Source organism: Veronia pacifica, from assembly GCF_001707825.1.
Lineage (GTDB): Bacteria > Pseudomonadota > Gammaproteobacteria > Enterobacterales > Vibrionaceae > Veronia > Veronia pacifica.
Map to the genome: position 1 here is coordinate 17,540 of NZ_LYBM01000047.1, position 21,395 is coordinate 38,934.

Annotated in this window: 18 protein-coding genes and 1 pseudogene; 15 read left to right on the forward strand and 4 right to left on the reverse strand. The window is 48.7% G+C overall.

Annotation, left to right across the window (positions count from 1 at the left end; genetic code table 11):
- Window positions 1-17 precede the first annotated feature (17 nt).
- Window positions 18-1,744, forward strand: a pseudogene (locus tag A8L45_RS19225) (sodium:solute symporter family protein).
- Window positions 1,745-1,858: 114 nt separating this feature from the next.
- On the forward strand, window positions 1,859-2,347 hold the full coding sequence (locus tag A8L45_RS19230; RefSeq protein WP_068904982.1) for a hypothetical protein: 489 nt from the start codon (window positions 1,859-1,861) through the stop codon (window positions 2,345-2,347).
- Between the two features lie 54 nt (window positions 2,348-2,401).
- On the opposite strand, the gene A8L45_RS19235 is transcribed toward A8L45_RS19230, so the two are convergent.
- From A8L45_RS19235 to A8L45_RS19245, 3 genes are all read right to left on the reverse strand, one after another.
- A complete protein-coding gene (locus A8L45_RS19235) occupies window positions 2,402-2,617 on the reverse strand; it encodes a hypothetical protein (protein ID WP_068904983.1) in 216 nt (71 codons plus the stop codon).
- Entirely contained in the window at window positions 2,618-6,064 is a 3,447-nt protein-coding gene (locus A8L45_RS19240) for a hybrid sensor histidine kinase/response regulator (RefSeq protein ID WP_068904984.1), read from the reverse strand.
- A 103-nt stretch (window positions 6,065-6,167) separates the two neighbouring features.
- Entirely contained in the window at window positions 6,168-7,490 is a 1,323-nt protein-coding gene (locus tag A8L45_RS19245; RefSeq protein ID WP_245680773.1) for a 3-phenylpropionate MFS transporter, read from the reverse strand.
- A 277-nt stretch (window positions 7,491-7,767) separates the two neighbouring features.
- Here A8L45_RS19245 and acs point away from each other — a divergent pair, with 277 nt between their 5' ends.
- The 11 genes from acs (at window position 7,768) to A8L45_RS19300 (ending at window position 18,180) form a co-directional block, all read left to right on the forward strand.
- Window positions 7,768-9,717, forward strand: a complete 1,950-nt coding sequence (gene acs / locus A8L45_RS19250; protein ID WP_068904985.1) for an acetate--CoA ligase — start codon at window positions 7,768-7,770, stop codon at window positions 9,715-9,717.
- Window positions 9,718-10,075: 358 nt separating this feature from the next.
- Window positions 10,076-10,531, forward strand: coding sequence for a type II 3-dehydroquinate dehydratase (gene aroQ / locus A8L45_RS19255; protein WP_068904986.1), 456 nt, complete (start codon window positions 10,076-10,078; stop codon window positions 10,529-10,531).
- 25 nt (window positions 10,532-10,556) lie between these two features.
- Window positions 10,557-11,018 (forward strand): acetyl-CoA carboxylase biotin carboxyl carrier protein, encoded by a 462-nt coding sequence (accB, locus tag A8L45_RS19260; protein ID WP_068904987.1) that lies wholly within the window; start codon window positions 10,557-10,559, stop codon window positions 11,016-11,018.
- Window positions 11,019-11,030: 12 nt separating this feature from the next.
- Window positions 11,031-12,374: an acetyl-CoA carboxylase biotin carboxylase subunit gene (gene accC, locus A8L45_RS19265; RefSeq protein ID WP_068904988.1), complete on the forward strand. Its 1,344-nt coding sequence runs from the start codon at window positions 11,031-11,033 to the stop codon at window positions 12,372-12,374.
- 171 nt (window positions 12,375-12,545) lie between these two features.
- The gene (locus A8L45_RS19270; RefSeq protein WP_068904989.1) at window positions 12,546-12,836 is read left to right on the forward strand and encodes a YhdT family protein; all 291 of its coding nucleotides are present in this window, start codon (window positions 12,546-12,548) and stop codon (window positions 12,834-12,836) included.
- On the forward strand, window positions 12,826-14,277 hold the full coding sequence (gene panF / locus A8L45_RS19275) for a sodium/pantothenate symporter (protein ID WP_068904990.1): 1,452 nt from the start codon (window positions 12,826-12,828) through the stop codon (window positions 14,275-14,277). The genes A8L45_RS19270 and panF overlap by 11 nt, the downstream gene beginning before the upstream one ends.
- Before the next feature lie 195 nt (window positions 14,278-14,472).
- A complete protein-coding gene (prmA, locus tag A8L45_RS19280; protein ID WP_068904991.1) occupies window positions 14,473-15,357 on the forward strand; it encodes a 50S ribosomal protein L11 methyltransferase in 885 nt (294 codons plus the stop codon).
- 148 nt (window positions 15,358-15,505) lie between these two features.
- Window positions 15,506-16,471, forward strand: coding sequence for a tRNA dihydrouridine synthase DusB (gene dusB, locus A8L45_RS19285; RefSeq protein WP_068904992.1), 966 nt, complete (start codon window positions 15,506-15,508; stop codon window positions 16,469-16,471).
- A gap of 22 nt (window positions 16,472-16,493) precedes the next feature.
- On the forward strand, window positions 16,494-16,790 hold the full coding sequence (gene fis / locus A8L45_RS19290) for a DNA-binding transcriptional regulator Fis (RefSeq protein WP_068904993.1): 297 nt from the start codon (window positions 16,494-16,496) through the stop codon (window positions 16,788-16,790).
- A 452-nt stretch (window positions 16,791-17,242) separates the two neighbouring features.
- Complete coding sequence (locus A8L45_RS19295; protein WP_068904994.1) at window positions 17,243-17,602, forward strand: cell envelope integrity TolA family protein; 360 nt, start codon at window positions 17,243-17,245, stop codon at window positions 17,600-17,602.
- Between the two features lie 35 nt (window positions 17,603-17,637).
- Window positions 17,638-18,180: a hypothetical protein gene (locus A8L45_RS19300; RefSeq protein WP_068904995.1), complete on the forward strand. Its 543-nt coding sequence runs from the start codon at window positions 17,638-17,640 to the stop codon at window positions 18,178-18,180.
- A gap of 50 nt (window positions 18,181-18,230) precedes the next feature.
- Here the strand turns inward: A8L45_RS19300 and A8L45_RS19305 are convergent, their stop codons facing one another.
- A complete protein-coding gene (locus A8L45_RS19305; RefSeq protein ID WP_068904996.1) occupies window positions 18,231-19,385 on the reverse strand; it encodes a PDDEXK-like family protein in 1,155 nt (384 codons plus the stop codon).
- A gap of 819 nt (window positions 19,386-20,204) precedes the next feature.
- On the opposite strand from A8L45_RS19305, the gene A8L45_RS19310 reads away from it, so the two are divergent.
- Window positions 20,205-20,483, forward strand: coding sequence for a hypothetical protein (locus A8L45_RS19310; RefSeq protein WP_068904997.1), 279 nt, complete (start codon window positions 20,205-20,207; stop codon window positions 20,481-20,483).
- A gap of 594 nt (window positions 20,484-21,077) precedes the next feature.
- On the forward strand, window positions 21,078-21,395 hold a 318-nt coding region (locus A8L45_RS19315), incomplete at its 3' end, for a P-loop nucleotide/nucleoside kinase family protein (RefSeq protein WP_068904998.1).

Sequence of the window (21,395 nt, forward strand, 5' to 3'; positions counted from 1 at the left end):
AGCAAGGTGGATTAAAGATGGATCTGAAAACAATTACCTACCTTGTAGTCGGTGCAACCTTCGCACTCTATATAGGTATCGCGATATGGGCCCGGGCTGGCACAACCAAAGAGTTTTATGTCGCTGGCGGCGGTGTTAACCCTATTGCCAACGGTATGGCGACAGCTGCAGACTGGATGTCCGCTGCATCGTTCATATCAATGGCGGGACTGATAGCCTTTATGGGCTACGGTGGCTCGGTATTTCTCATGGGATGGACCGGTGGATATGTGCTGCTTGCGCTCCTTTTAGCACCCTATCTTCGCAAATTTGGCAAATTCACCGTTCCAGAGTTTGTGGGAGAACGCTTTTACTCCAACACAGCACGGGTTGTTGCCGTTGCCTGCTTAATCATCGCCTCAGTGACCTATGTTATCGGTCAGATGAAAGGCGTAGGGGTAGCATTTGGCCGTTTCCTTGAGGTCGACTACGCCACTGGCTTGTATATCGGCATGGGGATTGTGTTTATCTATGCGGTATTGGGCGGTATGAAAGGGATCACCTATACCCAGATAGCACAGTACTGTGTGCTTATTCTCGCTTATACCATCCCGGCAGTGTTTATTTCTCTGCAATTGACAGGAAACCCATTTCCACAACTTGGGCTTGGCAGCACCATGGTCGGCACCGATCAGTACTTGCTGGATAGGCTTGACCAAGTGGTGACAGAAATTGGATTTACTGAGTACACCACGGCAGTGCGTGGCGATACCCTTAATATGTTTGTCTACACCATGTCGCTCATGATAGGTACGGCTGGCCTGCCACACGTTATCATCCGTTTCTTCACCGTACCAAAAGTGCGTGACGCCAGAACGTCAGCTGGCTGGGCATTATTTTTTATCGCCATTCTTTACACAACGGCACCTGCCGTCGCGGCGATGGCACGTCTTAACCTCATGGACACAGTGAACCCTGCTCAAGGGCAACATATGGCCTATGATGAACGTCCTGACTGGTTTAAAAACTGGGAAAAAACAGGGCTTCTTGGTTTCAACGACAAAAATGGTGATGGGCGCGTTCAGTACACACCAAGTAAAGAGACTAATGAGCTGAAAGTTGACCGTGACATCATGGTATTGGCAAATCCTGAAATTGCCAGCCTGCCGAACTGGGTGATAGCACTTGTGGCAGCCGGTGGTCTTGCTGCTGCTCTGTCGACAGCGGCTGGTCTGCTACTTGCCATCTCGTCGCAGTCTCACATGACCTGATCAAAGGTGTGATCAATCCTTCCATATCAGAGAAAGGTGAGCTGATGGCAAGCCGACTATCTATGGTGGTCGCCATCGGCGTTGCCGGCTATCTTGGCCTCAACCCGCCGGGTTTTGCGGCCGGAACCGTGGCATTGGCCTTCGGGCTGGCTGCCTCCTCTATTTTCCCAGCGTTGATGATGGGTATCTTCAGCAAGGGAATTAACAAGGAGGGCGCAATAGCCGGGATGATTGCCGGTATCAGTATCACACTGTTCTATGTGTTCCAGCATAAAGGCATCCTTTTTGTTGCTGACTGGAAGTATCTGGAAAGCTGGGGCAGCAACTGGTTCCTTGGTATTGAACCTAATGCCTTTGGCGCTATCGGTGCACTGTTTAACTTTGCTGTCGCCTTCGCCGTATCCAGTATGACAGCTGAAACACCACAGGAAGTGAAAGATTTGGTTGAACATGTCCGTGTGCCTGCAGGCGCAAACGAGGCATCGTCTCACTAACATCTGGTCTTGAACCGACTCACGTTACGACGAAAAAGCCCCTCCGGGGGCTTTTTTTATCAATCACCTGAGTTAGGCTTTAATCATTGCAACGGACAGCCCTGAGTCATTTCTATGTTTACAAACAAACACGTCGTACTGGCGCTAATCATCGCCCCTATCCTCGCACTTATTGCCTATTTTGCTATTGATTTGACCCTCAGTGAGAAACCTCAGGTCGCAGAAGAGGGCAAAACATACCGGCTGGCTGCTCGCTCAAACTGCCGTTATACCAGCGGTGTCTGTGCCCTTGAAAATGGTGACTTTAAACTCAAGCTACGTTCTGAGCTGTTATCTGAAACGGCATTGGTAATAAAAATGACATCAGCTCATGCTCTTGAGGGGGCAAAAATATCACTTGGTGAGGCTGAGGATGCAACCCCCATTAATATGGAAATGAATGATAAGTCAGGACTTGAGTGGATTGTTGATTTGCCCGCACCCAAAACCCCGGAAACCGTATTGAGGCTGGTCGTGAAGGCAAAGGGAACGTTATATTACGGCGAGTCTCCAACGACTTTTGTTGAATACAAAACATTTTTTACCGAACAGCAGAATCAGTAACTAAGGGCCCAAGCGACACCTTGCGATGACGGCGGCCCTTGCTGAGCATCAAAACTAAGTGGTCAGGTGTTCCCTGACCGCCAATTTGATCACCTCTATATGGTGCTCAAATTCCTGCTCAGTCATCCAGAAACTGACATCAGACCATCCATCGGTCCCCATTTGGTCGAGTTCGGTCAGTTCCATCTCGTTCTCGATAGGGTCCCAGTGGCCTGCGACTCTCATTACACCGTATTCAGAATCAAGGCGCGGAATAACAAACGGCTCCATTCAGTTCACTCCTCGTTGAATAATCGCCCGCAATTTAAGCGGTTTAACTGGCTTTGCGATCTGGCTGAATCCCTCCGCCGTGATCAACTGTCGGGTTTCCGGGCTTTTATCGGCCGTTACCACTGCACCAACAAAGGTCTCGCCCAATTTGCTCCTGCATATATGCAACACATCCAGACCTGTCATTGTATCACTTAGGTGAAAATCGCTCAGTACCACCTGAGGTTTCCAATCAGTGACCAGCAGTTTCTCAACATCCGTCAATCCTCTCGCTATTCTGATGTCACACTGCCAACGTGATAACAAGCTCTCCATTCCCGCCAGAATATCCTTCTCGTTATCGACACACAGCACTCTAACACCTGCCAAGGGGGCGCTATCTGTATCGTTGCTGCGAACCTTGGTAGATGTTGTATCCAATTCGCTCAGGGCCAGAATTCGTGGTGCCGTTATGGAGAAAACCGTTCCCTTACCCTGCCAAGATCGAAGATCCAGTGGATGATCCAGAATCAGACTAATACCTTTTGCAATAGCCAGCCCCAGACCAAGACCAATATCCGCACCTTCGTGATCTATGCGGGTAAATTCATTAAAAATGTCCCGCTGCCGTTCAGGTGGTATACCGGGACCATTATCCCAGACTTCGATCCGGCAATGGCCGTTCAACCTTCTGGCTCCCAGTAAAACCTGTCCTTTAGGGTTATAACGGAAAGCATTCGTCAGAAAGTTTTGCAGGACCCGGCGCAGTAAACGTCGATCAGAGCGAACCATGAGTCCGGTTCTTCTAACCCGGAAACTGATCCCCTGTTCATCAGCAATCACACCAAATTCAGCATCAAGTGTGGCAAAAACATCGTCAAGAGCAAATTCAGATATCCGGGTTTTGACCTTACCCGATTCGAGACGTGAAATGTCGAGCAAATCACTGATCAAATCCTCTGCCGCTCCCAGTGCGCTGTGAATATGGCCCGAAATTCGGGTGACTTCGCTATCCCCAGCCACTTCCTTGAGTGAGGCTGCAAACAACCGCGCCGCATTAAGGGGCTGCATCAAATCATGACTCACTGCGGCCAGAAGCTGACTTTTGGAGTGAGAGGCTTTTTCTGCTTCAAGGGTCGCACTCACCAACTGAGTATTCAGAGATTCAAGCTCCTGCGTTCGCTCCGTTACCCGAGCTTCCAAATCTTCATTTGATTGTTTGAGGGCGCTCTCGGCATTTCTGAACACAGTGATATCGGTAAAACTCATCACAAACCCGCCGCTTGGCATAGGATTGCCCTGCACCTCAATCACCTTGCCGTCTTGATGGACACGCGACGAGGTATGTCGCGAGCCTCTTTTCAGAAAAGCCACTCTTTTTCTGACATGTTGGTCAATATCACCCGGCCCGCAAAGCCCCCGTTCCGCATTGAACCGGATGACATCCGCAATAGGACGGCCAACCTGAATAAAATCACGGGGGAAACGGAACAGCTCTATGTATCTCTGGTTCCACGCCACCAGCCTCAACTGCCTGTCGACCACCGAGATCCCTTGACTGATATGCTCAATGGCACCCTGAAGTAACCCTCGGTTGAAGTCGAACAGTTCGGACGCTTCATCGACAATGGTTGCGATCTCCTCCAGTTGCATGTTTCGCCCCTGAAGCGCAGAAGACAGCACCAGCTTCGCAGATGAGGTACCAAACACCCCTGCCAACACCCTTTCGGTATGACGAATGAGTCCTGTGCTCGCCTGTGCATTGGTATTAAGGATCTCCCCACGCTGGCGAGCGTACAACTCCAGACTATTTCGCATCCGCTTCCGACCGACAAAACGGGATGCCAACAATTCCAGCTCACCTATCGTGACCCGGCTGTAGTACAAACTGCTATCGTCATCTTCCGGCACCTGATTACCCACAAAGCTGCTTACCTGAAGGCGCTCAGCCAGAGAGGGGCGGCTAACCGCTGATACCAGAATCAGACAGACTGCATTGAGCATTACACTGAGAACCATTCCCCAGTCAGCCATGCTGAGATCCCGGAGCAGAAAAACATCTGGTGGCGATAGCAACCAGAGAACGGCATTGGTTTCCGGGCTGCCTGCCAACATTCCGGTCTGTACCATCAAGGTCATTAACCATATGACGAAGCCCGCCAGCAATCCGGCATAAACGCCTTTCTTATTGGCTTGTCGCCAGTAAATACCCGCCACCAGCGGCGGTGCAAACTGGGCTATCGCAGAAAATGACAGAAAGCCAATTGCCGACAACGAGGGCACCTCGAGAATCAGCTGATAGAAGCCCCATGCACCGATAAGAAGGAGAATGATCAGCCCTCGCCTGACGTTTAACAGCAGGTCTGACAGCTGAATAAAGCTGCGGTCTGACACCCGCATCCGACGCAAAAGCAGCGGCAAGACAAGGTCGTTAGACACCATAGTAGAAAGCGCAGTGGTTGAGACAATGACCATTCCACTGGCTGCTGACACGCCGCCAAGAAATGCAGCCAAAGCAATCCAGTCGCTTCCTGTTGACTGAGGCAAACGCAGAACGTAAGTATCAGCCAGCTCTCCGGGCAGTAATACCTGACCCGCATAGGCAATAGGCAAGACAAAAAAGCCCATCAGCAGAAGGTAAATAGGAAATACCCTACGGGCGGTATGCAGATCATCGGTATGGGTATTTTCCACCACCATGGTGTGAAACTGGCGCGGCAGGCAGAAAATAGCAGCCATGGTCAGTATGGTATGGACGATCAGACTGGCCCATTGCGGCTCGCCGACAACCGTGGTCTCTGTGACCGAAGGCAGATTGATATCCACGCTCAGAAGCAAATCGACCACAAAAAAACCCACCAGCAAAAAAGCCAAAAGTTTCACAATTGACTCGAAGGCAATCGCCATCATCAGGCCACGATGGTGCTCAGTGGAGTCAATATGGCGACTGCCAAAAAGAACGGTAAAAATGGCCAGTGAGACACACACCAGCCAAGCCACCTTGTGTTGCTCAAGACCGATGGATATCTCGGGTGCAATCACACCCAGCCCCATAATAATACCGCGCAACTGCAACGCGATATAGGGCAGGATCCCAATCACCGCAATCAGGGTGATCACCACAGCAAGCCCTTGAGACTTGCCGTAACGGGCCGCGATAAAATCGGCAATCGAGGTGATATTTTCTCGTTTGGAGATCAGTATGATGCGGGCAAGAAAGCGCCAGCAAAACGTGAAAACGATAATCGGTGCGAGATAAATAGGCAGGAAAGACCAAGGCTCACTTGAGGCCTGCCCGACAGTGCCAAAAAAGGTCCACGAAGTACAATAAACCGCAATGGATAGACTGTAGATCCACGGCCGCCACCCCGATAACCAATCTGGCCGACGGTCGCCATACCAGGCAATGGCAAACAGCACACCCAGATATAACAAGGAAACCAGAACGACCATCCATCCCTGTAACATAACTTCTTTCCTGACAATAGGTTATTGCGAATGTTTACCATGACTCCTGTCATTAGCTCAATCTCACCTGTCGCTTTTCCGTTCTCAACGTGACGCGGCTCTGTTAGTCACTTTCTCTCTTGCCTGAAAGGTGCGCTGAGGGCTCACGGATACGGACAAAAAGAAGCAATCCCGCTAACGTCCCCAAGCCAGCCATGAAAAGGAAAGCCTGACCTGCAAATGCAGTATAGAGCGGGCCACTCAACATAATGAGTACCGCCAGCGCAGCCCCGAGAGGAACGGCACTGTAGAGTGCCTGCAATGCGAGAATTTTCTCTGAAGCCTGCAGCCTGATAAAGCGCATGGCAGCAAGATGGGAAACACCAAAAGTGACGCCGTGCATCGCCTGTGCTGCGAGTAACCACCCCATATCAACGGACAGACCCGTGATCAGCCAGCGAGCAATCACCACTGCGGTGGCAAAACGCAGTAGTGATGTAACTGTCCAGTGTCGGAAAAGTCGCTGACTGAGGGCAAAAATAACGATCTCCACCCCCACGCCAATACTCCAAAGGTAGCTGACCGTCGACTCACTGAACCCCGCATTTCCCCAGTGAATAGCACTGAATGAGTAGTAGGTGGCATGACTGCCATGGATCAGCGATAAAATCAGGGTCAGTCGGAGCACATCAGGATCAGAGAGTATGGTGCGGATACCCGCTCGTTCACAGCTATCTTTGTCGTCGTCACCCAGAAGCCGTGAGGGAGAAATAAAAACCCAGCAAGCTGTTATCGCCAATGCGCAGACAGCCATAGGTACGATCACTTTGACGCCGAGATGTTCAGCGAAAACGCCTGCTGCTGTGGTACCAGCAATAAATGCAGCAGAACCAAACAACCTGACTTTACCGTAATCAAGTAGCCTTTGGCGGCCATAGTGGCTGGCAATGGTATCACTCACCGGAAAAGAAGGACCCAAGGTAGCATTAATGGCTATCGACAACAGCAGCAGCCCCAGCCATCCCGATCCGGCAAAAAGATGGAGAATACCGAAAATCATACTGCCGACCGACAACACTCTCAGCAATGGCAATAACATCGCTTTTTGATGAAACTTTGGCAGTATCATCAGGTTCACCACACACCGCGTCGCTACGCCAATACCAATGATAAGGCCAATGTCATCTGCTGACAGCCCGAGCCAGTCCATCCACACAGCCCAAAAAGGCACATAAATGCCGAAAACAAAATAAAAGCCACAGAAATAAAGCGACAGCCAAACGGCCGGGGAAGGACGAATCAAAACCCACATCCACCATTGATGATCATTGAGAAAAGTGTGGCAGCTCGCAGATAAATTGCCCGTCGTTTTTATCAATTCGCCAGACGGACTGCTTGTCTGTCCTGAAATGGCACCTAACTGCCAGTTTGGTCTCATCAGACTCATCTTTACCGTATCTCATTTTCACCAAAAATTCGGTTGCCAGTTTGTTAACAAAAATCAATCCAAAACCAAAGAAACGGGACAAAAGCCGAATAATTGCAATGTCATAGGCTCGAACTGTGCGGGTAGTCCGTTACCTCATCCTAAAGTCTAATTGCCGCCTGTTCGCACATGTTGGAACTTAGATAGATTGAACCAGCGTTTCCATTTCCTACAATTAGATTGCTGGTTTACCCGAATCGATGTGTCACACATCATGCAGGACCACAAGGAGAAAAAGATGAGTGAGATCCACCTGCACCCGGTTATGCCCGAGATTGAAGCCAACGCGCACGCGAACAACGACAGATATCTCGAGATGTACGAGCAGTCAGTTACCAACCCAGAAGGCTTCTGGGCGGAGCATGGGCATATCGTTGACTGGATTGAACCATTTAGCAAAGTAAAGAGCACCAGTTACGCGCCGGGCAATGTCAGCATCAAATGGTTTGAAGACGGCAAACTTAATGTCTCTGCCAACTGTATCGACCGCCACCTTGCTACCCGCGGTGATCAGGCTGCTCTTATTTGGGAAGGCGATAACCCAGAAGATGATGCCACACTGACATATAACGAGCTACATGCTGAAGTCTGCCGTTTCTCCAATGCACTCAAAGCGCAAGGTGTGAAAAAAGGTGATGTGGTTTGTCTTTACATGCCAATGGTGCTTGAGGCTGCCGTTGCCATGTTGGCTTGTACCCGAGTCGGAGCCGTTCACACCGTGGTCTTCGGTGGTTTCTCTCCAGAAGCACTGGCCGGACGAATTGTTGATTCCAATGCCAAGGTCGTGATCACTGCCGATGAAGGTGTTCGCGGCGGACGTGCTGTACCGCTAAAAGGCAACGTTGATGCGGCACTGGACAACCCTGCGGTTAAAAGTATCGAAAAAGTTATTGTTTACCGCCGCACTGGCGCAGATGTTGGCTGGAATGACAGTCGTGATGTCTGGTGGCACGATGTCACTGAAAACGCATCAGTTCACTGCGATCCGGAGCCAATGAGCGCAGAAGACCCTCTTTTCATTCTTTACACTTCTGGTTCAACAGGCACACCAAAAGGTGTTCTTCACACCACAGGTGGCTATCTGGTTTACGCGACCATGACCTTCAAGTACGTCTTTGACTATCAGGAAGACGAAGTTTTCTGGTGTACTGCTGATGTGGGTTGGATCACGGGTCATAGCTACCTTGTTTACGGACCTCTCTCCAATGGCGCAAAAACCATTGTTTTTGAAGGCGTGCCTAACTACCCGACAACAGCCCGCATGAGTGAAGTGGTAGATAAGCATCAGGTAAACATTCTTTACACTGCCCCTACCGCTATCCGCGCTCTTATGGCAAAAGGTAACGAAGCAATAGAAGGCACCAAACGCGACTCACTGCGCATCATGGGATCGGTTGGTGAACCAATTAACCCAGAGGCATGGGAATGGTATTACAACACCATTGGTGACGGCCGCTGCCCTATCGTCGATACCTGGTGGCAAACTGAGACTGGTGGCATTTTGATCACGCCGCTACCGGGGGCAACTCAACTGAAAGCAGGTTCAGCAACCCGTCCTTTCTTTGGTGTCCAACCCGCATTGGTCGATAACATGGGTAACATTGTTGAAGGTGCTGCCGAGGGCAATCTGGTTATGCTGGATTCATGGCCGGGCCAGATGCGAACTGTCTATGGAGACCATGAGCGTTTCGAACAGACTTACTTCTCCACCTTCAAAAACATGTACTTTACCGGTGATGGTGCCCGTCGTGATGAAGATGGTTACTACTGGATCACAGGTCGTGTGGATGATGTCTTGAATGTGTCAGGTCACCGCATGGGAACGGCAGAAATAGAGTCAGCTCTGGTTGCTTTCGACAAAATTGCTGAAGCGGCGATTGTCGGTGTGCCTCATGATATTAAAGGTCAGGCCATTTATGCTTACATTACGCTGAATGCCGGAGAGGTGCCAAGTGCTGAGCTGCACAAAGAAGTGAAAGCTTGGGTGCGCAAAGAAATAGGCCCAATCGCAACCCCTGACTTCATTCACTGGACCGACGCACTGCCAAAAACCCGCTCGGGTAAAATTATGCGTCGTATCCTGCGCAAGATAGCAACTGGTGACACAGGTAGCCTCGGTGATACATCAACGCTGGCAGATCCCGGTGTGGTTGATAAGCTCATCGCTGAAAAAGCGAACCTGAGCTAACCCCACTTCCTGAACTCTACCTCTATCCACCAAAGGCCGCTTTCGCGGCCTTTTTAATCCGCTTGTCTCAGGCTAAATGCCGCCATAATATGTGGTTTAGCTTACAAAACACTAACAAACTGGATTTTATTTTTGACCTTTTTAAGCATTCTGGACTCTATGTTTATGCCCCCTCAATTGCAAAGATGAGAAAAAATATAGAGATTAGACCAGTATTTTGCTGCCATTTGTTGTGATTTCACTATAATTGCCAGCTAAGCAATAAAAAGTATCGCAAAGGCCGGGGTGTTTAATCCCAAATGGAAAATCACGTAATTTAGAATCATTTCGTGAAAATTAAAGGATAAAACCAGATATTATGGCGAAAAATCATCGTGTTTTGCTCGTTAATGGTCCTAACCTGAATCTACTGGGTGTTCGGGAACCCGGTCATTATGGCCAGCGCACTCTTACCCAAATTGTTGCGGACCTGACTCAACAGGCCCAACATCTCGGCCTCACCCTCGATCATGTGCAGTCAAATTCCGAATCCACGCTGATAGATACCATTCATCAGGCGATGGACAGTACGGATTTTATTATCATCAACCCGGCTGCTTTTACTCACACCAGTGTTGCATTAAGAGACGCGCTGCTTGGCGTGAGTATTCCCTTTATCGAGGTTCACCTGTCTAACGTTCATGCCCGTGAGCCATTCCGTCACCACTCCTTCTTCTCTGACAAGGCTGAAGGTGTAATTTGCGGCCTTGGTGCCGACGGGTATGAATTTGCACTCATGGCGGCAGCGAAAACGCTGAAATCAGACGCCAAATGAAAACAAATTAAAAGAGAATGACACCATGGATATTCGTAAGATCAAGAAGCTTATTGAACTGGTTGAAGAATCTGGCATTGCCGAACTGGAAATTTCTGAGGGCGAAGAATCAGTACGCATTAGCCGTGCAACAGCACCTGTAGCGGTCGCTGCAGCGCCTATGGCTGCTGTAGCTGCTCCAGTTGCAGCGCCTGCAGCGGCGGCACCAGCACCTGTGGCTGAAGCAGCACCCGCTCCAGTGGTAGAAGAATCTGGCCACAAAGTACTGTCGCCGATGGTAGGTACGTTCTACCGCTCACCTAGCCCTGAAGCAAAAGCATTTGTTGAAATTGGCCAGCAGGTTAACGAAGGCGATACCCTGTGCATCGTTGAAGCAATGAAAATGATGAACCAGATTCAGGCTGATAAATCAGGTACAGTGAAAGCTATCCTGTGTGAAGACGGCCAGGCCGTTGAATTTGATGAACCTCTGATCATCATCGACTAACCGAGGGCGCCCATGTTAGACAAAATTGTGATTGCGAACCGGGGGGAAATAGCACTTCGGATTCTGCGCGCATGTAAAGAGTTGGGTATCAAGACGGTTGCGGTCCACTCAACCGCAGACCGAGACCTCAAACATGTATTACTGGCCGATGAGACAGTCTGCATCGGTCCGGCTCCAGGCCCACAAAGCTACCTGAATATCCCACGCATCATCAGTGCGGCTGAGGTAACAGGTGCCGTGGCTATCCACCCGGGCTATGGTTTCTTATCAGAAAACGCTGATTTCGCTGAGCAGGTTGAACAATCTGGCTTTATCTTTGTTGGCCCAAAAGCGGAAACTATCCGCATCATGGGTGACAAAGTGTCTGCAATCAATGCGATGAAAAAAGCCGGTGTGCCTTGCGTACCGGGCTCTGATGGCCCGCTGGATGATGACGAAAGCAGAAACAAAGCGTTTGCTAAACGCATCGGTTATCCCGTTATCATTAAAGCCTCTGGTGGTGGTGGTGGCCGTGGTATGCGTGTTGTTCGCTCTGAGGGCGAACTGACAGAAGCCATTGCTATGACCCGTGCTGAAGCAAAAGCAGCCTTCAACAATGACATGGTTTACATGGAGAAATTCCTTGAAAATCCACGTCACATTGAGGTTCAGGTACTGGCTGACGGTCAGGGTGGTGCGATTCACCTTGGCGAGCGTGATTGTTCAATGCAGCGTCGTCACCAGAAAGTTGTTGAAGAAGCGCCGGCACCGGGTATCACTGCAGAAATGCGTAAATACATCGGTGAGCGTTGCTGCCGAGCGTGCCTTGAAATTGGTTACCGCGGTGCAGGTACATTCGAGTTCCTGTATGAAAATGGCGAGTTCTATTTCATTGAAATGAATACCCGTATTCAGGTTGAGCACCCAGTGACAGAAATGGTGACCGGTATTGATCTGATCAAAGAGCAACTGCGCATCGCAGCGGGTCAGCCTCTTTCATTCACGCAGGATGATATTCAGATCCGCGGCCATGCGGTTGAGTGCCGTATCAACGCCGAAGATCCAGAACGCTTCTTGCCAAGTCCGGGTAAGATAGACAGATTCCACTCTCCGGGTGGTATGGGTGTTCGCTGGGAGTCACACGTATACTCAGGCTATACAGTGCCGCCTCATTACGACTCCATGATTGGTAAGCTGATTTGCTACGGTGAAAACCGCGATGTAGCAATTGCCCGCATGCGCAACGCGCTGGGTGAGATCATCATTGATGGCATCAAAACCAACATTCCGTTGCAACTGGACATCATGAAAGATGAAAACTTCCAGCATGGTGGGGCGAACATCCACTATCTGGAGAAAAAACTGGGCTTACAGTAACCCCGTTTTTAAAAAGAAGGGCCGCAATCGCGGCCTTTTTTAATTTACCTGCCTACTAAAATACATCCTTGTGTCTACATATTCAGTTTTGTCACAATAGCGCCCCTTTTTAACCTCTACACTGAAAAGCGCCAGAAATGGCGACATCAAAGCGACAAGTGGAATATTGTTATGAACACGCTTCGTTCACGTTATCGGCAGGCACATAAAGAGGCTCGCTGGTCGATTGGGCTGGCACTGGCCTACTTTGTCTGGTGGTATATTTCCGCATATGGTCTGCCATCAGCAGGCACAGAGACAGAACCTACCCTCTATTTTGGTCTCCCCCTTTGGTTCCTGCTGGCCTGCGTGATTGGGCCATGCCTATTTACTGTACTCTGCGCCCTGATGGTCAAGGTTGTCTTCAAAGACATGCCACTCGATGTCGACACCTCAGCGTCAAGTGACTCACATGAACATTGAACTCCTAATCCCTCTTCTTCTTTATCTGGCCGCCGTATTTGGGCTGGCCTTTTTCAGCCGCCGCAGGGCTGATTCCCAACAAGGCTTTCTCAACGAATACCTGCTGGGTGGCCGAAGCATGGGAGGGTTTGTCCTCGCCATGACTCTCGCAGCGACATACGCCAGCGCCAGCTCCTTTATCGGCGGGCCGGGCGCTGCGTATAAAATGGGGCTTGGCTGGGTACTGCTGGCAATGATTCAACTGCCCGCAGCCTGGCTCACGCTTGGTGTGCTGGGTAAAAAATTTGCCATTGAAGCGCGTCGCCATGGCGCGCTGACCCTCAACGATATGCTGTATGCACGTTATCAGAGCAGAACTGTAGTGATCATCGCGTCTCTCGCTTTACTACTGGCCTTCTTTGGCACCATGGTGGTCCAGTTTGTTGGCGGTGCTCGCCTGCTTGAGGCCGTAACCGGACTCAGTTATCAGCAGGGACTGGCACTTTTTGCCATCACTGTCGGGCTATATACCACCATAGGCGGGTTTAGAGCAGTGGTGATGACAGACACCCTACAGGGGATCATGATGATCATAGGCACCCTCGCCCTGTTAACAGGGCTGATCCACGCAGGCGGGGGATTAAGCGACATGATCCGGGGCTTACACGACATTGATCCAGCCCTGATCACTCCACAGGGTCCTGATGGATTTATCAGTCAGCCTTTTATCCTGAGCTTTTGGGTATTGGTCTGTTTTGGTGTGATTGGTTTGCCCCATGCTGCTGTGCGCTGCATATCGTATAAATCCAGCCAGTCTCTTCACCGGGGTATGGTGATTGGCACAGCAATGATGGCGTTTCTGATGCTGGGGATGCATCTTGCGGGCGCGTTGGGGCGGGTTGTGGTGCCTGATATCAGCAGCCCAGACAAAATAATGCCCACTCTGATGATCACCGTTCTACCGCCAGCTGTGGCGGGGATATTTTTGGCGGGTCCTATGGCTGCCATTATGTCGACTATTGATTCACAGCTCATTCAGGCGTCAGCCACTTTACTGAAAGATCTTTATCTTAATTACATCCATCCCGATAGCAGTAACCGGGCCCGAGTAGAAAAGAAACTCCCTCGCCTGTCACTGTGGGTTACCGGAATATTCTCTGTATTGGTGTTCATTGCTGCCGTAAACCCGCCAGAGATGATCATCTGGCTAAATCTGGTCGCTTTTGGCGGCATGCAGGCTGTTTTTCTTTGGCCGCTTGTCCTCGGTCTTTACTGGAGAAAAGCCACCGCAGAAGGTGCATTGGCGTCAATGGTTACTGGTGCTGGCAGCTATATCTGGTTCACTGTCGTCAAACCGGATCTGGGTGGCGTACATGCCATCGTCCCCTCGCTGTCGCTTAGCTTATTCGCGTTTATCGCTGTCAGTCTGTATCAGCACAGACTAGATCGGGCACATACCTAACCATACCTACCCCCGCAAAAGCAGTGCCGAGCACTGCTTTTTTATTGCATCCCACCAGTTTTTCACACTGAAAGCGGCCGCTGACTGCACTTGCGCCTCAACCAAAGGACAACAATCTTATTCGGGGTGCCTAAAATTTATGCTAGACTCCGCCCCCTTACAAAGAAATGCCAAGCAAACAAAGCGGAATAAATCATGCCCTGGATTCAAATCAAACTGAATGCGACGGAAACCAATGCAGAAGCAATCGGCGACATGTTGATGGAAGAGGCGGATGCACTCTCAGTCACCTTCCTTGACGCTAAAGACACGCCAGTTTTCGAGCCATTACCGGGTGAGACCCGTCTTTGGGGTGACACTGATATTCTCGCGCTGTATGACGCTGAAGCAGACATGGACAGTGTGATGGGTATTCTCAAAGCCAGCCCACTTCTCGATGATGACTTTGCTTACAAAATTGAGCAATTGGAAGATAAAGATTGGGAACGTGCATGGATGGACAATTTTAAACCTATGCGCTTTGGTGAGCGCCTATGGATTTGTCCAAGCTGGTGTGATGTGCCTGACGAAAATGCTGTCAACGTGATGCTGGATCCCGGTCTGGCGTTTGGTACCGGAACCCACCCCACCACAGCGTTATGTCTTGAGTGGCTGGACAGCCAGTCACTGGAAGGGAAAACCGTGATTGATTTTGGCTGCGGTTCAGGGATTTTATCGCTGGCAGCACTCAAGCTTGGCGCAGACAAAGTCATCGGTATCGACATTGACCCTCAAGCCTTACAGGCATCAAAAGATAATGCCGAGCGCAATAATGTTGCTGACCGTCTGGAACTGTTCCTGCCACAAGATCAGCCGGAGAACATTCAAGGCGATATCGTTGTTGCCAACATACTAGCCGGCCCACTGCGTGAGCTTGCACCTGTTATCAAAAGCCTGATCGCGCCCCAAGGTCGTCTGGCAATGTCCGGCGTATTAGATACGCAGGCTGAGTCTGTCGCCGATTGTTACCGCGACACAATGACGGTAGATCAGATCACCGAGCGTGAAGAATGGTGCCGAATCACTGCACATAGAGGATAAATCACACTTTTGTGGTCAATTTTTACACTAAAAGTATGAATTAAATCATTTTTTCTAAAATCAAGGCGGAACGCTCAAATAATGGCCTTTTCAGGTCGTTAAAAAATGCGTAAAATGCGCGCCCTTGCTGGTTTAGAAGGTGGCTCCTTTGCAGATTGGACACTACACATTAAAAAACTCATTGATTGTTGCTCCTATGGCGGGTGTAACTGACCGTCCTTTCAGGGATCTGTGCCTGCGCTTTGGTGCGGGAATGGCAGTGAGTGAAATGATGTCATCCAATCCAAGGATGTGGAATACCGACAAATCGAAGAACCGAATGGTTCACCTTGATGAAAAAGGGATCCGCTCTGTACAGATTGCTGGTGCTGAACCAGCCATGATGGCAGAAGCCGCTCGTTACTGTGTTGAAAACGGCGCGCAAATCGTCGATATCAACATGGGCTGTCCGGCAAAAAAGGTAAATAAAAAACTGGCTGGTTCAGCCTTGCTGACCCGACCAGATTTAGTCGAGCAGATCCTGACTGCCGTGGTCAACGCAGTGGATGTGCCTGTTACGCTGAAAACGCGTACAGGCTGGGATACCGAAAACAAAAACTGTGTCGATATCGCAAAAATGGCCGAACAGTGTGGCATACAGGCACTGGCCCTTCACGGCCGGACTCGCGCCTGTATGTATAAAGGTGATGCAGAATACGACAGCATTAGAGCGGTAAAAGAGGCGATATCCATTCCCCTGATTGCCAATGGGGATATAGATTCACCTCAGAAAGCCCGCCACGTGCTCGATTACACGGGTGCGGATGCATTGATGATAGGCCGTCCTGCGCAAGGGCGTCCCTGGATCTTTCAAGAGATTCAGCACTATCTCGATACGGGTAAAGAGCTTGCTCCACCACCTGTAGAAGAGGTGAGAGAAATTTTATTGGGTCATGTTCAAGAGCTTCATCGATTTTATGGTGAACTCAAAGGGCTGCGAATTGCACGTAAACACGTCAGTTGGTACCTGAAAGAACATGAGCAATTTGGTGATTTTCGCCAGACTTTCAACGCTATCGAAGACGCCCAACAGCAACTCGATGCGCTGCAAGATCACTTCGAAAACGTTGCATAAATACGAGAAGAGCTAACAGAATATGTTCGAACAAAACCTGACTTCAGAAGCACTGACAGTGACCACTGTAACTTCACAAGATCAAATTACCCAGAAGCCACTACGCGACTCGGTAAAAGCATCCCTGAAAAACTACCTTGCTCAGCTGAATGGCCAGGAAATCAATGATCTGTATGAGCTTGTACTCGCAGAGGTTGAACAACCGCTTCTGGACACCATCATGCAGTACACCCGTGGTAACCAAACCCGCGCAGCAACCATGATGGGCATCAACCGTGGTACGCTTCGTAAGAAGCTGAAAAAATACGGCATGAACTGATACTAAGTATCTAACATACTGTTTTGGAAAAGGATTCATCTATTTTAGGTGGGTCCTTTTTCAATATATGTACCCCTATGTGTACCCCCGGCATTTTCTTACCATAATCAGACCTCACTCACATCCTTCCCTGTTTTACACACTCACCAATAGAAATCTGCAGCCCAGTTGTATGCCTATTCCGATATTTGATGTATTGGGAATGTGTCTGCTGTCTGAAGCTTTGCTAATAAGAAGTATGTCTTAGGGGGCCCTGATTTAGGGCTCCTTCTTTATTACAAGGGTGAACGAATCGTTCACCCTTTGATGAAGCATGAAATAACAAGTATTTAGACAAAATAGCAACAGGCTTTTATATTGGACTCACTGTGGAGGAGAAATAACCATATCTACAAGAGTACTGGGCTAACTCACTTCAAATTGGTGAGGCACACAAACCAAGAGGTATCCAAGTGAAGACGATAATTGCCCTATTTGTCATGGCCGCACTGTCAGCCTGTTCAGTGAATTCGAGCAAGAAGCCAAACGACGAAGCAATGAAGTTTGGAATAATGTACAAAGAGCTAATCCAAGCGGAACTGATATTTCCAGATGATGGAATGGGAAAGGAATGCCTACTATCTATCCAGCTAAGTGAAACAGGTGAGATAACTCAACTAACTTCATCCGGCGATGAGCTACTTTGCTCTGCAGGAGAAAAAGCGGTTAACCAAGTGGGCAAATTCCCTATGCCAGCAGACAAAGACAAAAGCGTCATAGATGAATTGAGAACCATCAAGCTCACATTGTCACCCGTTAACGTTCGGCGTTAAAGCCTGTATATAAGCCACGCAAAGAAAATCCATTCATGAATATCGAAAAAATTGCAGACATCATCTGCCAGACCGCCCGTGATGAAGATATAGAACTGTCAGAACTCGCCAATGAGGGGATCTTCTGGATGCCTGAACTGGCTTTTGTCTATCAGTGCGGAAAGAACATCATTCGAGAGGCTGAATCTGTCTTCGGCACATCTGAAGTCATTTGGTGCCGGGAAAAGAATTATGGGAATGGAGGTCCGACTGACCTTGCTTTCGAACTCCCCAATGGTGAGTTATTGGCCATCGAGTTTAAACTACGGGCCACAACCACCGCATATGAAGGTGACGTCAAAAAGCTCTGTCGAATTTCGCGTCCCCAGACAACAAGACTTTTCTGTGCATTGGTTGATGTCTTTGAATCTGTAATAACAGGAGATGACGGCCGTCAAAAACATATAGAGACCTTACCCGGCTACCGAGTCACCCCCATAAAGAAACTCTCATTTAGTACCAAACAGAACTGGTACAAAAGTCCTGTAAAGTGCGTCGCCTGTGTCTGGTCAGTAGAACTGGAATCTGAAACTAGATAGCTCAAAGCAAAGGGTGGACGATTTGGCCACCCCTTTGACTGACATCTTTATTATTTGACTACATGCGCTTTATCAAGCAGAGACTTAATATTAACGAGCTCCGCAATCATCTGGTTAACCATGGCTTCTCGGTTAGCCGATTTACTCAGGTACAAGATATCGTCTGCGGTAATGCTGCGGAAATTGATCATTTTTTTCGGGTAGTCCCAAATGTGGAGTTCTTCCTCACTTCCCTCCTTTCGGTATGGAACGTCTATGTCTGATAAGCGGTTTATAGTCCCGCTTTCCTTTTCAAACCTGATGCCGAAATAAAGATGATGGTCCTGTTCGATATATAGGGTGTATTCTGGCGCGTTCTCTACTCTTACTGCTTGGCGGATATAACGAGAGTTGTTTTTCCTGTCGACATAGCTCGCTACCCTCTCACCCTGCCTCCGCTGTTCTGAGAGAGAATCTTCAGTGAGAGGGCCGAATTCTCCCTTCATTCTGTCTGCAATTAACTCCCACATGGCCAGCTGATTATCAATATTGATCTCCCTGTAAGCCTGCTCAAGAGAAGGGAAGGAGAGTAGGTTGTCATCCTTAAACAGCAGTGATTTAACCTCGGCTATGTGTTCCATATTATCGGTCCTGTCTGTGAGGAGGTTGATGAGAGTTTCGTACTGGATGAGTGCCTCCCTAAGCGGAGCATCTCGAGCAGCCAGTGATATAGCCTTATTTATGATGTGATGAATATCCTGCCGATAACTCACGCATTTCACTTGGTCGATAAGATGGCCTGCGCTCTGCTCACTTGGCTGCCTTCCGTCAAGGGTGAGGTAGATAAGGTGAATAGTCTTAACGCCTTCGTCCTTCATAATTTCGTGGTAACGGAGAAGTTGTTCCGGCTGATCGTCCGCATAAATCTTATTTTCAACCACCACCGCGATATCTCCTGCGCGAATGAGGATATCGATATTGCGATATTCAAGGAGAACCTTAGGTATTTCACTGAGTGTGACTTCAATGTTAGATAAAAAAAGATCGAGAAAGCGCCTCCCATGCTGATGCCTGCCTTCAGGATTTAAGAGGTCGGCAAGGAACCGTGAATGAAGGCGGACCTCATCATGAGCAGAGCGGAGTACATTAAAAAGGTTATATTTCGGTGGCTCCGAGTACCTTAGCTCCAGTTGTTTGAGCAATTCGAAAAGTTGTGGATTGAGCATAGGTCTGTGGCGTTAAATTGTGTGGGAATAAATAGTAACAGAACACAGAGAAATATAGCCGAAGGACGCCTCATGAAACCCGAGATAATGCTGCTAACAACAATATTATATTTTGGAGAGCCTATCGGTCTGGCAACTTTTGGTGCCGGAGTCCGTGACGTAACGAACTGTTATCCCGTTTAGCTAGGGGGCGAAACGCCCCCTACCCAATCAGTCCAAATCAAGGGAGTCGTGAAACGCGACCCCCTTGATTTTCCCTCTTCCTGAATCCTAGCCCTATACGATGTTTTTGAGGTGTACCATGTGTACCACGTGTACCAACCTTTAATTTCAACAGGTTACGTTGCTACACCTTGGTACACCTATGTGTAGCAGGTGTACCATGAGGTTTTTCAATGAGTTAGGGGGGTACCAAGGGAGGTGTTGGCGCCAAGATTAGCGTTAATTAGCAAGTAACTAATTGATATTTATCATGGTACACCTTAGTGGCGAAAATGGGCTGAAATCTTGGTACATATGGCGATTTTAGGTGTACCTTAACTCGAAATCGCCCAAACAGTCGCTAGTAAGCCTGACGAAAGTTTAAGGCTAACGCGTGTCTACTGAGTCAGTGGCTGTTCATAGAGATTGAAGACTACTATTTCCCTCAAGAATAAAATATTGACCTCTGCACCTAACAAGAAATTCCCGGGGATGCTTACGGCGCCTCAGAATTAGGCTTTATGTGATTGGGTGTGATTTTTATCTCACCTTAATATTGAAAAATTTAATATGAGGCTCATATCTATCTGATAAGTGGTCAAATATAGGAAATTTGTCTTGGAAAGTTTAGCTTCCTTAGCTGTAAAAGCTCGAATTTATGCACAACATGGCGGTGCATGGCCTTACCTCGCTAGTCAATTGAGATTGCATGGAGTACCAGTCCAAGTAGTAGACTGGTATATAGAGTGTGCAAAGAAAAACTTGTCCTCAAGAAACGCCTTAATAGCGGAGAAAGAATTTGGCAGAATCATTGAAGCCTTAGATGAGGGTACTTTTGGTATCCCCAATGACGTTGAGCTTGATATGATACTTGAAGTCGATCGTTTCAAAATATAGTTACTACCCCAATGGACGAACATTAGCCTTTGTTTTTCCAAGTCCAGATTATTTGAGCTGCATGGCTTAGGGCAGCAACTCTAAGCCATTTCTATCCAAATCCGCGCCAGCTCATCCGCCGTCACGAACAGTTACCCCATCCAAGGGAGGCGTGAAACGCGCCCCCCTTCATTTTCCCTTTCCAAAATCCTAGCCCTATACGTTGTTTTTGAGGTGTGCCATGTGTACCACGTGTACCAACCTTTAATTTCAACAGGTTACGTTGCTACACCTTGGTATACCTCTGTGTAGCAGGTGTACCATGAGGATTTTCAATGGGTTAGAGGTGTACCAAGGGAGGTAGTGGTGCCAACATCAGAGCTAAACAGAAGGTAACTGACTGATTTTTATCATGGTACACCTTGGTAGCGAAAATGGGCTGAAATCTTGGTACACACGGAGGTTTTAGGTGTACCAGAGGGCTGACCTACCGAAATGGGAGGGTAGGTCGGTGATTTCTAGGGGAGGCACGCAGTATCGATAACAACTGATTTAACGCTTGGTAGGCTCGGTTTATATTGAGCACGTTGATGCCCATTAAGCTTGAAAGGAATTATGGCTAAAGTTTACTTCGTATGTGGCTTTATAGGCTCAGGTAAAACTACCTACTCCAAAATACTTGCTGATAGACAAGGAGCATTCCGTTTCTCCATAGATGAGTGGATGATCCCTTTATATGGTGAACATATGGAGCGTGAAGTCTTCGACAGTCGTTTGGCTACTCTTCAAGAGTTATTCAAAGATTCTGCGCTACAACTTACTTCGCTTGGCGTTCCGGTTATTTTTGACTTTGGTTTTTGGTCCAAATCTGATCGAGATACTTTTAGTGATTGGGCCTCAAAAGCGGGTGTTGAGAGTGAGGTTCATTTGACC

Coding starts and splice junctions, on each gene's coding strand:
- A8L45_RS19270 (WP_068904989.1), top strand. CDS start 12,546: ATGAACACGCTTCGTTCACGTTATCGGCAGGCACATAAAGAGGCTCGC.
- A8L45_RS19235 (WP_068904983.1), bottom strand. CDS start 2,617: ATGGAGCCGTTTGTTATTCCGCGCCTTGATTCTGAATACGGTGTAATG.
- accC (WP_068904988.1), top strand. CDS start 11,031: ATGTTAGACAAAATTGTGATTGCGAACCGGGGGGAAATAGCACTTCGG.
- acs (WP_068904985.1), top strand. CDS start 7,768: ATGAGTGAGATCCACCTGCACCCGGTTATGCCCGAGATTGAAGCCAAC.
- A8L45_RS19305 (WP_068904996.1), bottom strand. CDS start 19,385: ATGCTCAATCCACAACTTTTCGAATTGCTCAAACAACTGGAGCTAAGG.
- accB (WP_068904987.1), top strand. CDS start 10,557: ATGGATATTCGTAAGATCAAGAAGCTTATTGAACTGGTTGAAGAATCT.
- panF (WP_068904990.1), top strand. CDS start 12,826: ATGAACATTGAACTCCTAATCCCTCTTCTTCTTTATCTGGCCGCCGTA.
- A8L45_RS19230 (WP_068904982.1), top strand. CDS start 1,859: ATGTTTACAAACAAACACGTCGTACTGGCGCTAATCATCGCCCCTATC.
- A8L45_RS19245 (WP_245680773.1), bottom strand. CDS start 7,490: ATGAGTCTGATGAGACCAAACTGGCAGTTAGGTGCCATTTCAGGACAG.
- prmA (WP_068904991.1), top strand. CDS start 14,473: ATGCCCTGGATTCAAATCAAACTGAATGCGACGGAAACCAATGCAGAA.
- A8L45_RS19240 (WP_068904984.1), bottom strand. CDS start 6,064: ATGTTACAGGGATGGATGGTCGTTCTGGTTTCCTTGTTATATCTGGGT.
- aroQ (WP_068904986.1), top strand. CDS start 10,076: ATGGCGAAAAATCATCGTGTTTTGCTCGTTAATGGTCCTAACCTGAAT.
- A8L45_RS19300 (WP_068904995.1), top strand. CDS start 17,638: ATGAATATCGAAAAAATTGCAGACATCATCTGCCAGACCGCCCGTGAT.
- fis (WP_068904993.1), top strand. CDS start 16,494: ATGTTCGAACAAAACCTGACTTCAGAAGCACTGACAGTGACCACTGTA.